Below are 12,848 nucleotides of genomic sequence, written 5' to 3' on the forward strand. Positions count from 1 at the left end.
TGGCGGCGCACCGCAAATACTGACACAAGGACTTCAAATGATTGCCCTGCCATGGACGTTTCTGGTCCTGCTTTCCCTAGGCTACGGTCTGGCGCTGACCTACGGCCATCTCGGTTGGCTTTCTGCAATCCCGCTGTTCTTGTTACTGGTCGCTGGCGCCGCAGTCCGCCAACGCGTGATCCCTTTTGCCCGTCTCCTCGGCCACGGCCTGTTCATCGTCCTGGCACTGACACTGGCGACGCATTGGCTACCCGGTTTCTACAACGGTCGAGGCATCGACCCCCAGCGTTTTACCGATAATGCCGTGCCGTTTGCCATGCACCTGAATCTGGACAAACCGCTGATCGGCTTCTGGCTGTTACTGGTTTGTCCGTGGATTGTCGGCCGCCGTTCGCTTCGGCTATCCCTGTATGCCACCGCACTGGCACTGACCTTGAGCGCCGTGCTGGCGTTGGGTGGCGCGCTGCTGCTCGGCATAATCGCCTGGGCGCCGAAGTGGCCAGATCAAGCCTGGCTGTGGTTGCTCAACAATCTGCTGCTGGTGACGCTGGTCGAAGAGGCGCTGTTTCGTGGCTATATCCAGGGCGGCCTGAGCCGGTGCCTGAAAAACCGGCCCTACGGTGAAAACCTCGCCCTGCTGCTGGCGTCATTGATGTTCGGCCTGGCCCACACCGGCGCGGGATGGCAATGGGTTTTGCTGGCGACCCTGGCCGGGGTCGGCTATGGCCTGGCCTATCGGTTCGGCGGTCTGGGCGCCGCCATTGCCAGCCACTTTGGCTTGAACCTGCTGCACTTCGGCCTGTTCACCTATCCGATGCTCGTCGGCTGACGCAAGGGTCATTTCGCGACGCATTGCTAATTATCAAAAAATAGTCTCAACAATCCGCCGACCTTGCCGATACAGCACTTGAAAGCCTTGCGGATTAAAAAAGCCATGCGTAACAACCAGCCAATTACACAACGCGAGCGGACCTTCCCGGCTCAGCAACGGTTGATTTCCACCACCGATGCCAAGGGCATGATCACCTACTGCAACGACGCCTTCGTCGAAATCAGCGGGTTTTCCCCAGAGGAGCTGATCCGTGCACCGCACAACCTGGTCCGTCACCCCGACGTCCCGGTCGCGGTGTTCGCGCACATGTGGGGCACACTGAAACAAGGCTTGCCATGGATGGGCATTGTCAAGAACCGCTGCAAGAACGGTGATCACTACTGGGTGAACGCCTATGTGACACCGATCTTCGAAGGCAATCAGGTAATCGGTTACGAGTCGGTGCGGGTCAAGCCCACCGCCGAACAGATCCGCCGCGCCGAAGCGCTCTACCAACGCATCAACCAGGGCAAGCCGGCCGTTCCTTCCTCGGATAAATGGCTACCGGTCCTGCAGGATTGGCTGCCGTTCATTCTGGTCAGTCAGTTGAGCTTCATGATCGGTGCATCGCTGAACTCGCAATGGGGTTTTGCCCTGGCGGCCGGTCTTTCGGTGCCTCTGGGCTTGCTGGGTCTGAGCTGGCAACAGCGCGGTCTCAAGCGTTTGTTGAAACTGGCTGAACAGACGACGTCTGACCCGTTGATTGCACAGATGTACACCGACAGCCGTGGTGCCCAGGCGCGTCTGGAGATGTCGATCCTCAGCCAGGAAGCGCGTCTGAAAACTTGCCTGACCCGTCTGCAGGACACGGCCGAACACCTGAGCGATCAGGCCAGGCAATCCGATGCCCTGGCGCACAACAGCTCCACCGGCCTGGAACGTCAGCGCGTCGAAACCGAGCAAGTGGCCACCGCGGTCAATCAGATGGCCGCTACCACCCAGGAAGTCGCCAGTCACGTACAACGCACTGCCGATGCCACCCAGGAAGCCAATCGCCTGACCGGTCGTGGTCGCGACATCGCCGGGGAAACCCGCGAAGCCATCCAGCGCCTGTCGGTGGTGGTCGGTGAAACCGGCGTGACCGTGACCCAACTGGCCAAGGACAGCAACGAAATCGGTGGTGTGGTCGACGTGATCAAAGGCATCGCCGACCAGACCAACCTGCTGGCGCTGAACGCCGCCATCGAAGCGGCCCGTGCCGGTGAGATGGGTCGTGGTTTTGCAGTGGTGGCCGATGAAGTCCGTCAGCTGGCGCAACGCACCAGCGAGTCCACCGGGCAGATTCATGCGCTGATCGCCAAGCTCCAGCAAACCGCCGGTACTGCCGTGCAAACCATGGAAGCCGGACATCGCCAGGCTGAAGAAGGCGTAGCGCGGGTACTGGAAGCGGACCAGGCACTGGTGGGGATCAGCGAGGCGGTGGCCAACATCACCGACATGACCACCCAGATCGCTGCTGCGACCGAAGAGCAAAGTGCCGTGGCCGAAGAAATCAGCCGCAACATCAGCAATATTTCGTCCCTGGCGGACCAGACCTCGGAACAGGCACAGAATTCGGCGCTGCTGAGTGAAGAGCTGACCAAGACTGCGAATACCCAGTATTCGTTGGTGGAGCGGTTTAACCGCTGTTAGAGGCTGGAATGACAAAAAACCCGGACAGTGAAAGCTTCCGGGTTTTTTATTGCCAATATGAAATGTGTACCGCCTGGACAGGCCTCATCGCGAGCAAGCTCGCTCCCACAGGGTTTTGTGTTGATCACACAATCAAGCCACACCAAAGATCACTGTGGGAGCGGGCTTGCTCGCGAAGAGGCCAGTTGCAATACCACATCTTTCAATGAAGAAATGCGACCACTTTCTGCGCCGCAGCCACCAAATGCTGCTCATGACTAAACCCCGAAGCCTTCAACGGCTTCAAATCATGATCCCCCGCCACCAGCCAGCACACCTCGATACTTGGCGACAGCGCATAACCCGCGACCGCCTCGCGATTGCCCAACGCATCGCGCTCGCCCTGCACAATCAAAGTCCGAGTCTTCAGCCCGGCCAGATGCTCGACCCGTGGCTTCTCCGGTTTGCCCACCGCATAAAACGGATAGCCCAGGCACACCAGCGCATCCACACCCAACTCATCGGCCAGCAAACTGGCCATCCGCCCGCCCATGGACTTGCCACCGATGGCCAGCGGCCCGGCGACATGGCGTCGCACTTCGGCATACACCTCGCGCCAGCATTCCAGCAGTTTCGGGGCCGGATTTGGCGGGCGTTTGCCGCCGTCGGTGCGCCGTAGCGCCATGTAGGGGAACTCGAAACGCAAGACGTTGACACCAAGCCCGGCAAGGCGTGCAGCCATGTCGCTCATCCAGTCGCTGTCCATCGGCGCGCCGGCGCCATGGGCGAGGATCAGCGTCGCCGAAGCCGGGGCTGGCGCGGCGTTCCAGAGCCATCCGCGATCCCGCACACACTGCGCCCATTGATCCCCGTCAATACCGGCCTTGTGCCCTTTGTCCATGCTTGCCTCGCTTTTAGTCTGCCTATAACTCCGGCCGAAGGGTGCGCTGCCTTGCGCGAGTGCGTTCACTTCGGCTGAACCGTGGATGGGGAACCATGAACACTTCTATCAGTACCGCCTACAACTACAAGGTGGTCCGCCAATTCGCCATTATGACGGTGGTGTGGGGCATCGTCGGCATGGGGCTCGGGGTTTTTCTCGCTGCCCAGTTGGTCTGGCCCGAACTCAACTTCAATTTGCCGTGGACCAGCTTCGGCCGCTTGCGTCCACTGCACACCAACGCAGTGATCTTCGCCTTCGGCGGCTGCGCCTTGTTCGCCAGTTCGTTCTATTCGGTGCAACGCACCTGCCAGGCCCAATTGTTTGCGCCGAAAATCGCCGCGTTCTGCTTCTGGGGCTGGCAACTGGTGATTCTGCTCGCGGCCATCAGCCTGCCGCTGGGCTACACCAGTTCCAAGGAATACGCCGAACTGGAATGGCCGATCGACATCCTGATCACCATTGTCTGGGTCGCCTACGCCATCGTGTTCTTCGGCACGATCATGCAGCGCAAGACCAAACACATTTATGTCGGTAACTGGTTCTTCGGTGCGTTCATCATCACCGTGGCGATCCTGCACATCGTCAACAACATGGAACTGCCGGTCAGCTTCACCAAGTCCTACTCGCTGTACGCCGGTGCCACCGACGCGATGGTGCAATGGTGGTACGGGCACAACGCCGTGGGCTTTTTCCTCACCGCGGGTTTTCTCGGGATGATGTACTACTTCGTGCCGAAACAGGCCGAGCGCCCGGTGTATTCCTATCGCTTGTCGATCGTGCACTTCTGGGCGCTGATCACCTTGTACATCTGGGCCGGTCCGCACCATTTGCACTACACCGCGCTGCCGGACTGGGCGCAGTCGCTGGGCATGGTGATGTCGCTGATCCTGCTGGCACCGAGCTGGGGCGGGATGATCAACGGCATGATGACCCTGTCGGGCGCCTGGCATAAGTTGCGCAGCGACCCGATCCTGCGTTTTCTGGTGGTGTCCCTGGCGTTCTACGGCATGTCGACCTTCGAAGGGCCGATGATGGCGATCAAGACGGTCAACGCCCTCTCCCACTACACCGACTGGACCATCGGCCACGTACACGCCGGCGCCCTCGGCTGGGTGGCGATGATCTCCATCGGCGCGCTGTACCACATGATCCCGAAAGTCTTCGGACGCGAGCAGATGCACAGCATCGGCCTGATCAACGCGCACTTCTGGCTCGCCACCATCGGCACCGTTTTGTACATCGCCTCGATGTGGGTCAACGGTATCGCCCAGGGCCTGATGTGGCGTGCGGTGAATGAGGACGGCACGCTGACTTACTCCTTCGTCGAGACCCTGGTGGCCAGCCACCCTGGCTTCGTCGTGCGGCTGGTGGGTGGCGCGATCTTCCTCAGCGGCATGTTCCTGATGGCCTACAACACCTGGCGCACCGTGCGGGCCTCACAGCCTGCCGCCGTCGCCGCTGCCGCGCAGATGGCCTGAGGAGTCCGCCATGAAACACGAAACTATCGAGAAAAACGTCGGCCTGTTGCTGCTGCTGATGATCCTGGCCGTGAGCATTGGCGGCCTGACCCAGATCGTCCCGCTGTTCTTCCAGGACGTGACCAACAAACCGGTGGAAGGCATGAAGCCCTACACCGCGCTGCAACTGGAAGGTCGCGACCTCTACATCCGCGAAGGCTGCGTCGGCTGTCACTCGCAGATGATCCGCCCGTTCCGCGCCGAAACCGAACGCTACGGCCACTACTCGGTGGCCGGCGAAAGCGTCTGGGATCACCCGTTCCTGTGGGGCTCCAAGCGCACCGGGCCGGACCTGGCGCGGGTCGGCGCGCGTTACTCGGATGACTGGCACCGCGCGCACTTGTACAACCCGCGCAACGTCGTGCCGGAGTCGAAGATGCCCGCCTACCCGTGGCTGGTGGCCAATCAACTCGACAGCAGCCACACCGAAACCAAGCTGCGCGCCATGCGCACCCTGGGCGTGCCGTACACCGACGAGGACATCACCGGCGCCGTTGCTTCGCTCAAGGGCAAGAGCGAAATGGACGCGCTGGTCGCCTACCTGCAAGTGCTCGGCACTGCGATCAAGAGCAAGAGGTGAGCCATGGTTGTTGAGATGAGCACTGGAATGATCCGCGGCCTGGGCACCGTCGTTGTCTTCATCGCCTTCGTCGGCCTGATCCTGTGGGTGTTCAACGGCAAGCGCAGCCCGGAATTCGCCGAAGCGCGCCTGCTGCCGTTCGCCGACGAGCCACAACCCGACATCACCGAAGATTCAGCAACAAGGAGTACCCGGCCATGACCACCTTCTGGAGTACGTGGATCTGCGTACTGACCATCGGCAGCCTGATCGGCCTGACCTGGCTGTTGATCGGCACCCGCAAGGGCGAGACCAAGGGCAGTGTCGACCAGACCATGGGCCACAGCTTCGACGGCATCGAGGAGTACGACAACCCGTTGCCACAATGGTGGTTCATGCTGTTCGCCGGCACCCTGGTGTTTGCCGTCGGTTACCTGATCCTTTATCCCGGCCTCGGCAACTGGAAAGGCATCCTGCCCGGCTATGAAAACGGCTGGACCGGCGCCCACGAGTGGGAAAAGGAAATGGCCAGGGCTGACGCGAAGTTCGGACCGATTTTCGCCAAATTCGCGGCAATGCCACTGGAAGAAGTCGCCAAAGACCCGCAAGCGCTGAAAATGGGCGGCCGCCTGTTTGCCTCCAACTGCTCGGTGTGCCACGGCTCGGACGCCAAGGGTGCATTCGGCTTCCCCAACCTGACCGACAGCGACTGGCGCTGGGGCGGCGCGGCCGAAACGATCAAGACCACCATCATGGGTGGCCGGATGGCGATGATGCCGGCCTGGGGAGAAGTTCTGGGTGAAACCGGTGTGAAGAACGTCGCCGCTTATGTGCGCCATGATCTGGCCGGCCTGCCGTTGCCGGAAGGCAGCAAAGCCGACCTGCAAGCCGGACAACAAGCCTTCAGCACCACGTGTGTAGCCTGCCATGGCGCAAACGGCCAGGGCACTGAAGCCATGGGCGCACCGAACCTCACGCACCCGGCCGGTTTCATTTACGGCACCAGCCTGACGCAGCTTGAACAAACGATTCGGCATGGTCGCCAGGGCCATATGCCGGCGCAGAACGAACTGCTCGGCAATGATAAGGTGCAGCTGCTGGCCGCGTATGTGTACAGCCTGTCCCACGGTTTGAATACCGAGCGCCCACAGGCTGAAGACAACCGCGAATAAATCCCGACCGCTCTGCTGCCGCATTCTCCCGGATGCGGCAGTTCCCTGCCCCTTTGCGACGCATTGTCGCACCCTCCTTGAGTCTTCCTTTCGGTTCCCCGGATTCAGGTCTAAGCTTCCCCCGATGCGGACTGGCCGGTGCCGGTTCCAGGTCGACCCTGAACGATGTGTTCGACGAATCTGCCCGACGACAGGCCGCAAAGGCTGGTAGATACCGGCTGTCGCGCCAATTGCCTTCGGTCAGCCAAACGTTGCGTTTGAACACACCTCGTTACATCCGACCTGACCCCCTCGCCTGATCAGTCCGCCGGGACGTTTTGCCCGCGGGCAATTTTGTCCCTACGCGGCGCATGGAAAGGCCGCAGAATCAGCATTTGAAAGCATTGACCCAGGTCATGGCGCGTTGCAATGACCCCCTGCTTTCTCCATACTTGCGGCCGATTTTTAATCCTAATAAAACACCCAAACCGTGGAACCTTAGAATGAGCACAGCAATCAGTCCGACTGCTTATAACTATAAGGTAGTCCGCCAGTTCGCCATCATGACGGTGGTCTGGGGGATCCTTGGCATGGGGCTCGGTGTCTTCATCGCCTCACAGCTCGTATGGCCGGAATTGAACTTCGGTCTGCCGTGGACGACTTTTGGACGCCTGCGCCCGTTGCACACCAACCTGGTGATTTTCGCCTTCGGTGGATGTGCACTGTTTGCCACTTCTTATTACGTCGTGCAGCGAACCTGCCAAACGCGACTGATTTCCGACAGCCTCGCCGCCTTCACCTTCTGGGGATGGCAAGCGGTGATTGTCGGCGCGATCATTACCTTGCCGATGGGTTTCACCACCACCAAGGAATACGCGGAACTGGAATGGCCCCTGGCTATTCTGCTGGCCATTGTCTGGGTCACCTACGGTCTGGTGTTCTTCGGCACCATCGTCAAGCGCAAGACCAAGCACATCTATGTGGGTAACTGGTTCTACGGCGCGTTCATCGTCGTGACCGCGATGTTGCACATCGTCAACCACATGTCGCTGCCGGTCAGCCTGTTCAAGTCCTACTCGGCCTACTCGGGTGCGACGGATGCGATGATCCAGTGGTGGTACGGCCACAACGCCGTAGGTTTCTTCCTGACCACGGGCTTCCTGGGGATGATGTACTACTTCGTGCCGAAACAGGCCGAACGCCCGATCTACTCCTATCGCCTGTCGATCGTGCACTTCTGGGCACTGATCACCCTGTACATCTGGGCCGGCCCGCACCACCTGCACTACACCGCACTGCCGGACTGGGCGCAGTCCCTGGGCATGGCGATGTCGATCATCCTGCTGGCGCCGAGCTGGGGCGGCATGATCAACGGCATGATGACCCTGTCGGGCGCCTGGCATAAGCTGCGCACCGACCCGATCCTGCGCTTCCTGGTGGTGTCCCTGGCGTTCTACGGCATGTCGACCTTCGAAGGTCCGATGATGGCGATCAAGACCGTCAACTCGCTGTCGCACTACACCGACTGGACCATCGGCCACGTACACGCCGGTGCCTTGGGCTGGGTAGCGATGATCTCGATCGGCGCCATCTACCACATGATCCCGAAACTGTTCGGTCGTGCGCAGATGCACAGCACCGGCCTGATCAACACCCACTTCTGGCTCGCGACCATCGGCACCGTGCTCTACATCGCGTCGATGTGGGTCAACGGCATTACCCAGGGCCTGATGTGGCGTGCAATCAACGACGACGGCACCCTCACCTACTCGTTCGTCGAAGCGCTGCAAGCCAGCCACCCCGGTTTCATCGTTCGCGCCCTGGGCGGTGCGTTCTTCGCCACCGGCATGTTGTTCATGGCCTACAACGTATTCCGTACCGTACGTGCCTCGAACCCGGCTGAAGCTGAAGCCGCCGCCAAGATTGCCGTAGTTGGAGCTCACTGATGAAGCATGAAGCAGTCGAGAAGAATATTGGCCTGCTGGCCTTCTTCATGGTCATCGCCGTCAGCGTCGGCGGCCTGACCCAGATCGTTCCGCTGTTTTTCCAGGATGTCACCAACAAGCCGGTCGAGGGCATGAAGCCCCGCACCGCTCTTGAGCTGGAAGGCCGGGACATTTATATCGCCAACGGTTGTGTCGGCTGCCACTCGCAGATGATCCGTCCGTTCCGTGCCGAAACCGAACGCTACGGCCACTACTCGGTCGCCGGTGAAAGCGTCTGGGACCACCCGTTCCTGTGGGGCTCCAAGCGCACCGGTCCGGACCTGGCCCGTGTCGGCGGTCGCTACTCCGATGACTGGCAACGTGCGCACTTGTACAACCCGCGCAACGTCGTGCCCGAGTCGAAAATGCCGGCCTATCCGTTCCTCGTGGAAAACAAGCTCGACGGCAAAGACACCGCCAAGAAAATGGAAGTCTTGCGCACGCTCGGCGTTCCTTACACCGACGAAGACATCGCCGGTGCCAAGGATGCTGTGAAGGGCAAAACCGAAATGGACGCGCTGGTGGCCTATCTGCAAGGCCTGGGCACCATCATCAAAAGCAAACGGTGAATTATGGATATCGGGATGATTCGTGGCCTGGGCACCGTTGTCGTGATGGTGGCCTTCATCGGACTGGCACTGTGGGTGTTCAGTCCCAAGCGCAAGTCGGAGTTTGAAGACGCGACCCTGCTGCCTTTCGCGGATGATCCCGAAGCCATCAAGCACGTCGAGCAAGCTTCTAGGAGTAACAAAGAATGACTACATTCTGGAGTCTGTACGTCACAGTCCTCAGTCTCGGTACGATCTTTTGCCTGACCTGGCTGCTGCTGTCGACCCGCAAGGGCCAGCGCGCAGAGCAGACGGACGAGACGGTCGGGCACGAATTCGACGGGATCGCGGAGTACGACAACCCGCTGCCGAAATGGTGGTTCATGCTGTTCGTGGGCACCATCATCTTCGCACTGGGCTACCTGGCGCTGTATCCGGGCCTGGGTAACTGGAAAGGCCTGCTGCCGGGTTACGGCTACCTCGACAACGAGAAGCAGACCCCGTTCGCCAACGGCCAGACCGGCTGGACCGGCGTTCACGAGTGGGAAAAGGAAATGGCCAGGTCGGACGCCAAGTTCGGTCCGATCTTCGCCAAATTTGCCGCCATGCCAATCGAAGAAGTGGCCAAGGACCCCCAAGCGCTGAAGATGGGTGGCCGTCTGTTCGCCTCCAACTGCTCGGTTTGCCATGGTTCCGACGCCAAGGGCGCCTATGGTTTCCCTAACCTGACCGACGCCGATTGGCGCTGGGGCGGCGAGCCGGCAACCATCAAGACCACCATCATGGGCGGCCGTCATGCCGTAATGCCGGCGTGGGCTGAAGTGATCGGCGAACAAGGCGTGGCCGACGTGGCCGCGTTTGTCCTGACCAACCTCGATGGCCGCAAGCTGCCGGAAGGCACCAAGGCCGACCCGGTTGCCGGGCAGAAACTGTTCGCCACCAACTGCGTGGCGTGCCACGGTCCGGAAGGCAAAGGCACGCCAGCGATGGGCGCCCCTGACCTGACTCACCCGGCAGCGTTCATCTACGGTTCGAGCTTCGCTCAACTGCAGCAGACCATCCGTTACGGCCGTCAGGGCCAGATGCCTGCGCAAGAGCAACTGCAAGGCAACGACAAGGTTCACCTGCTGGCCGCTTACGTCTACAGCCTGTCTCACGGTGAGAAGGCAGCGGACGCCGAATAAGGCAAACGCTTGATGCAACAAAAAACGGCCCCGCCAATGAGAATTGGCGGGGCCGTTTTGGTTTGGGCGGCACCGTGTTAAAGCGTGGCGACCAATGGTGTATCGCTGGCCCCACTTCTACGTTGTCGAAAGACGCATCGAGTAGTAACGTTTCTACAAAGCTTCCCGAGGAGGGTCAACAATGATGGCCATTACTACCATCTCAAGCCGTGAGTTCAATCAAGACACAAGTGGTGCCAAAAAAGCCACGCGTCAGGGGCCGGTTTTCATCACTGACCGAGGCAGGCCGGCCCATGTGCTGCTAAGCATAGAGGACTACCAAAAACTGACCGGCATCAATGCCGACATCGTCGACTTGTTGGTAATGCCAGAAGCGGCAGACATCGAGTTCGAAACCGAGCGCGCCGTGATTACTCATCGCCCCGTGGATCTGTCCTGATGTTTCTACTCGACACCAATGTGATTTCTGAACTGCGCAAACCCCAGGCTGACGCTAACGTCGTCGCCTGGGCAAAAAGCATCATCGCGCCTCGCATGTTCATTTCAGCTATTACCTTGAAGGAACTGGAGACAGGCGTTCTACGCATGGAACGTCGCGATCCCGCTCAGGGAAAGGTATTGCGTACCTGGCTCAAGCGCCACGTAATACCGGCTTTCGATGCTCGAATCCTGCCGATCGATGCCGCTGTGGCCCTTCGGTGCGCCAGCTTGCACGTTCCGGATCGGACCAACGAAGCAGACGCATTGATTGCAGCGACAGCGCTGGTTCATGGTCTGACCGTTGTCACCCGTAACGTCAGCGATTTTCAATCCAGCGGCGTGCAGTTGATCAACCCATGGGCCGATTGAACGCCGACTCCCGCAAAAGCATCCATAATTTACAAGTCAATTGATTCAAGTCATTACACCATCAATTGATTTTGCCAAACGTGACCAAAGGTCGCACCCGCAGGCTAGAGCGACAGGCGTATCATTGCGCCACTGCAACACCTCTTTTTGACCGCGGTTGGCACGTACTGACCGAGGCATTTTTCCACTGCCGTGGGATGCAATGATGAGCAACCAGATTCCGGTACACGACGTCACTCCACCCGCCAAGAACGCGAACAACAGCGTCGACCTCTACGCCTCCAGAGAAAAAATCTACACCCGCGCCTTCACCGGCCTGTTTCGCAATCTGCGGATGACCGGCGGTGCCGTGTTGTTCCTGCTGTATTTCGGTACGGTGTGGCTGAACTGGGGCGGTCATCAGGCCGTCTGGTGGAACTTGCCGGAGCGCAAGTTCTTCATTTTCGGCGCCACCTTCTGGCCTCAGGATTTCATCCTGCTGTCCGGCATGTTGATCATCGCCGCGTTCGGCCTGTTCTTCATCACCGTGTACGCCGGACGGGTCTGGTGCGGCTATACCTGCCCGCAAAGCGTCTGGACCTGGATCTTCATGTGGTGCGAAAAAGTCACCGAAGGTGACCGCAACCAACGCATCAAGCTCGACAAGGCGCCGATGAGCGCCAACAAGTTCCTGCGCAAGTTCAGCAAGCACAGCCTGTGGCTATTGATCGGTTTCGTCACCGGCATGACCTTCGTCGGCTACTTCTCGCCGATCCGCGAATTGACCATCGAATTCTTTATCGGTGAAGCGGATGGCTGGTCGTACTTCTGGGTCGGTTTCTTCACCCTCGCCACTTACGGCAACGCCGGCTGGTTGCGCGAACAGGTGTGCATCTACATGTGCCCTTACGCGCGCTTCCAGAGCGTGATGTTCGACAAGGACACCCTGATCGTTTCCTACGACCCGCGCCGTGGCGAAAGCCGTGGCCCGCGTAAAAAAGGCATCGACTACAAGGCCCAGGGCCTGGGCGACTGCATCGATTGCACCATGTGTGTCCAGGTCTGCCCGACCGGTATCGACATCCGTGACGGCCTGCAAATCGAATGCATCGGTTGCGCCGCCTGCATCGATGCCTGCGACGCCGTCATGGACAAAATGGAATACCCGCGCGGGCTGATCAGCTACACCACCGAGCACAACCTGTCCGGGCAGAAAACCCATAAACTGCGTCCGCGCCTGATCGGCTATGCCATTGTGCTGCTGGCAATGATCAGCTTGCTGGTGACGGCCTTCTTCATGCGTTCGCTGGTGGGCTTCGATGTCAGCAAAGACCGCGTGCTGTACCGCGAAAACGCCGAAGGCCGGATCGAAAACGTCTACAGCCTGAAAATCATGAACAAGGACCAGCGCGACCATACCTACTTGCTCGAAGCCTCTGGCCTGCCGGATCTGAAATTGCAGGGCCGACGCGAGATCAAGGTCGCAGCCGGCGAGATCGTCAGCCAGCCTGCCGAGCTGTCCGTCGCGCCGGAAAAACTGCCGTCGAGCACCAATGAGGTGAAATTCATCCTCAAGGATGCCGATGACGACAGCGTCCACATTGAAGCCAAGAGCCGGTTCATCGGCCCACAAAATCGTTGAGAGAACAGA

At 59.8% G+C, this 12,848-nt stretch carries 14 protein-coding genes; 13 read left to right on the forward strand and 1 reads right to left on the reverse strand.

Annotation, left to right across the window (positions count from 1 at the left end; translation table 11 throughout):
* Window positions 1–37 precede the first annotated feature (37 nt).
* Entirely contained in the window at window positions 38–829 is a 792-nt protein-coding gene (locus ABIA48_RS05310) for a CPBP family intramembrane glutamic endopeptidase (protein WP_429487312.1), read from the forward strand.
* 105 nt (window positions 830–934) lie between these two features.
* Window positions 935–2,503 (forward strand): methyl-accepting chemotaxis protein, encoded by a 1,569-nt coding sequence (locus tag ABIA48_RS05315; RefSeq protein WP_429487313.1) that lies wholly within the window; start codon window positions 935–937, stop codon window positions 2,501–2,503.
* A gap of 202 nt (window positions 2,504–2,705) precedes the next feature.
* Here ABIA48_RS05315 and ABIA48_RS05320 read toward each other — a convergent pair whose 3' ends face one another.
* Window positions 2,706–3,383, reverse strand: a complete 678-nt coding sequence (locus ABIA48_RS05320) for an alpha/beta family hydrolase (RefSeq protein WP_429487314.1) — start codon at window positions 3,381–3,383, stop codon at window positions 2,706–2,708.
* A 95-nt stretch (window positions 3,384–3,478) separates the two neighbouring features.
* Here ABIA48_RS05320 and ccoN (ABIA48_RS05325) point away from each other — a divergent pair, with 95 nt between their 5' ends.
* The 11 genes from ccoN (ABIA48_RS05325) to ccoG all read left to right on the forward strand — a co-directional run bounded on the left by ccoN (ABIA48_RS05325) (window position 3,479) and on the right by ccoG (window position 12,839).
* On the forward strand, window positions 3,479–4,903 hold the full coding sequence (ccoN, locus tag ABIA48_RS05325) for a cytochrome-c oxidase, cbb3-type subunit I (protein ID WP_204931623.1): 1,425 nt from the start codon (window positions 3,479–3,481) through the stop codon (window positions 4,901–4,903).
* Between the two features lie 10 nt (window positions 4,904–4,913).
* Window positions 4,914–5,522, forward strand: a complete 609-nt coding sequence (gene ccoO, locus ABIA48_RS05330) for a cytochrome-c oxidase, cbb3-type subunit II (RefSeq protein WP_007987243.1) — start codon at window positions 4,914–4,916, stop codon at window positions 5,520–5,522.
* Between the two features lie 3 nt (window positions 5,523–5,525).
* Window positions 5,526–5,723, forward strand: coding sequence for a cbb3-type cytochrome oxidase subunit 3 (locus ABIA48_RS05335; protein ID WP_429487315.1), 198 nt, complete (start codon window positions 5,526–5,528; stop codon window positions 5,721–5,723).
* Window positions 5,720–6,673 carry a cytochrome-c oxidase, cbb3-type subunit III gene (ccoP, locus tag ABIA48_RS05340; RefSeq protein WP_429487316.1) on the forward strand — a complete coding sequence of 318 codons (954 nt, stop codon included), beginning with the start codon at window positions 5,720–5,722 and terminating at the stop codon, window positions 6,671–6,673. Before ABIA48_RS05335 ends, ccoP (ABIA48_RS05340) begins: the two co-directional genes overlap by 4 nt.
* Before the next feature lie 482 nt (window positions 6,674–7,155).
* Window positions 7,156–8,598: a cytochrome-c oxidase, cbb3-type subunit I gene (gene ccoN, locus ABIA48_RS05345; RefSeq protein ID WP_116261734.1), complete on the forward strand. Its 1,443-nt coding sequence runs from the start codon at window positions 7,156–7,158 to the stop codon at window positions 8,596–8,598.
* Window positions 8,598–9,206 (forward strand): cytochrome-c oxidase, cbb3-type subunit II, encoded by a 609-nt coding sequence (ccoO, locus tag ABIA48_RS05350; RefSeq protein ID WP_010456412.1) that lies wholly within the window; start codon window positions 8,598–8,600, stop codon window positions 9,204–9,206. The genes ccoN (ABIA48_RS05345) and ccoO (ABIA48_RS05350) overlap by 1 nt, the downstream gene beginning before the upstream one ends.
* A 3-nt stretch (window positions 9,207–9,209) precedes the next feature.
* Window positions 9,210–9,395 carry a CcoQ/FixQ family Cbb3-type cytochrome c oxidase assembly chaperone gene (locus ABIA48_RS05355; protein ID WP_003175465.1) on the forward strand — a complete coding sequence of 62 codons (186 nt, stop codon included), beginning with the start codon at window positions 9,210–9,212 and terminating at the stop codon, window positions 9,393–9,395.
* A complete protein-coding gene (gene ccoP / locus ABIA48_RS05360) occupies window positions 9,392–10,369 on the forward strand; it encodes a cytochrome-c oxidase, cbb3-type subunit III (RefSeq protein WP_277536252.1) in 978 nt (325 codons plus the stop codon). The genes ABIA48_RS05355 and ccoP (ABIA48_RS05360) overlap by 4 nt, the downstream gene beginning before the upstream one ends.
* A gap of 184 nt (window positions 10,370–10,553) precedes the next feature.
* Window positions 10,554–10,808, forward strand: a complete 255-nt coding sequence (locus ABIA48_RS05365) for a type II toxin-antitoxin system Phd/YefM family antitoxin (protein ID WP_429492800.1) — start codon at window positions 10,554–10,556, stop codon at window positions 10,806–10,808.
* Window positions 10,808–11,218: a type II toxin-antitoxin system VapC family toxin gene (locus ABIA48_RS05370; RefSeq protein ID WP_429487317.1), complete on the forward strand. Its 411-nt coding sequence runs from the start codon at window positions 10,808–10,810 to the stop codon at window positions 11,216–11,218. Before ABIA48_RS05365 ends, ABIA48_RS05370 begins: the two co-directional genes overlap by 1 nt.
* Window positions 11,219–11,423: 205 nt before the next feature.
* The gene (ccoG, locus tag ABIA48_RS05375) at window positions 11,424–12,839 is read left to right on the forward strand and encodes a cytochrome c oxidase accessory protein CcoG (protein ID WP_007991578.1); all 1,416 of its coding nucleotides are present in this window, start codon (window positions 11,424–11,426) and stop codon (window positions 12,837–12,839) included.
* The last annotated feature ends 9 nt before the right edge of the window (window positions 12,840–12,848 follow it).

This window comes from Pseudomonas sp. S30_BP2TU TE3576 (genome assembly GCF_050436025.1).
In the GTDB taxonomy this organism is placed as follows: domain Bacteria; phylum Pseudomonadota; class Gammaproteobacteria; order Pseudomonadales; family Pseudomonadaceae; genus Aquipseudomonas.

What these genes read in the sequence shown, in the direction of transcription:
- ABIA48_RS05310 (WP_429487312.1), top strand. Translation starts at nt 38, where the DNA reads ATGATTGCCCTGCCATGGACGTTTCTGGTCCTGCTTTCCCTAGGCTAC.
- ccoN (WP_116261734.1), top strand. Translation starts at nt 7,156, where the DNA reads ATGAGCACAGCAATCAGTCCGACTGCTTATAACTATAAGGTAGTCCGC.
- ABIA48_RS05370 (WP_429487317.1), top strand. Translation starts at nt 10,808, where the DNA reads ATGTTTCTACTCGACACCAATGTGATTTCTGAACTGCGCAAACCCCAG.
- ccoP (WP_277536252.1), top strand. Translation starts at nt 9,392, where the DNA reads ATGACTACATTCTGGAGTCTGTACGTCACAGTCCTCAGTCTCGGTACG.
- ABIA48_RS05355 (WP_003175465.1), top strand. Translation starts at nt 9,210, where the DNA reads ATGGATATCGGGATGATTCGTGGCCTGGGCACCGTTGTCGTGATGGTG.
- ccoP (WP_429487316.1), top strand. Translation starts at nt 5,720, where the DNA reads ATGACCACCTTCTGGAGTACGTGGATCTGCGTACTGACCATCGGCAGC.
- ABIA48_RS05315 (WP_429487313.1), top strand. Translation starts at nt 935, where the DNA reads ATGCGTAACAACCAGCCAATTACACAACGCGAGCGGACCTTCCCGGCT.
- ccoO (WP_010456412.1), top strand. Translation starts at nt 8,598, where the DNA reads ATGAAGCATGAAGCAGTCGAGAAGAATATTGGCCTGCTGGCCTTCTTC.
- ccoN (WP_204931623.1), top strand. Translation starts at nt 3,479, where the DNA reads ATGAACACTTCTATCAGTACCGCCTACAACTACAAGGTGGTCCGCCAA.
- ABIA48_RS05365 (WP_429492800.1), top strand. Translation starts at nt 10,554, where the DNA reads ATGGCCATTACTACCATCTCAAGCCGTGAGTTCAATCAAGACACAAGT.
- ABIA48_RS05335 (WP_429487315.1), top strand. Translation starts at nt 5,526, where the DNA reads ATGGTTGTTGAGATGAGCACTGGAATGATCCGCGGCCTGGGCACCGTC.
- ABIA48_RS05320 (WP_429487314.1), bottom strand. Translation starts at nt 3,383, where the DNA reads ATGGACAAAGGGCACAAGGCCGGTATTGACGGGGATCAATGGGCGCAG.
- ccoG (WP_007991578.1), top strand. Translation starts at nt 11,424, where the DNA reads ATGAGCAACCAGATTCCGGTACACGACGTCACTCCACCCGCCAAGAAC.
- ccoO (WP_007987243.1), top strand. Translation starts at nt 4,914, where the DNA reads ATGAAACACGAAACTATCGAGAAAAACGTCGGCCTGTTGCTGCTGCTG.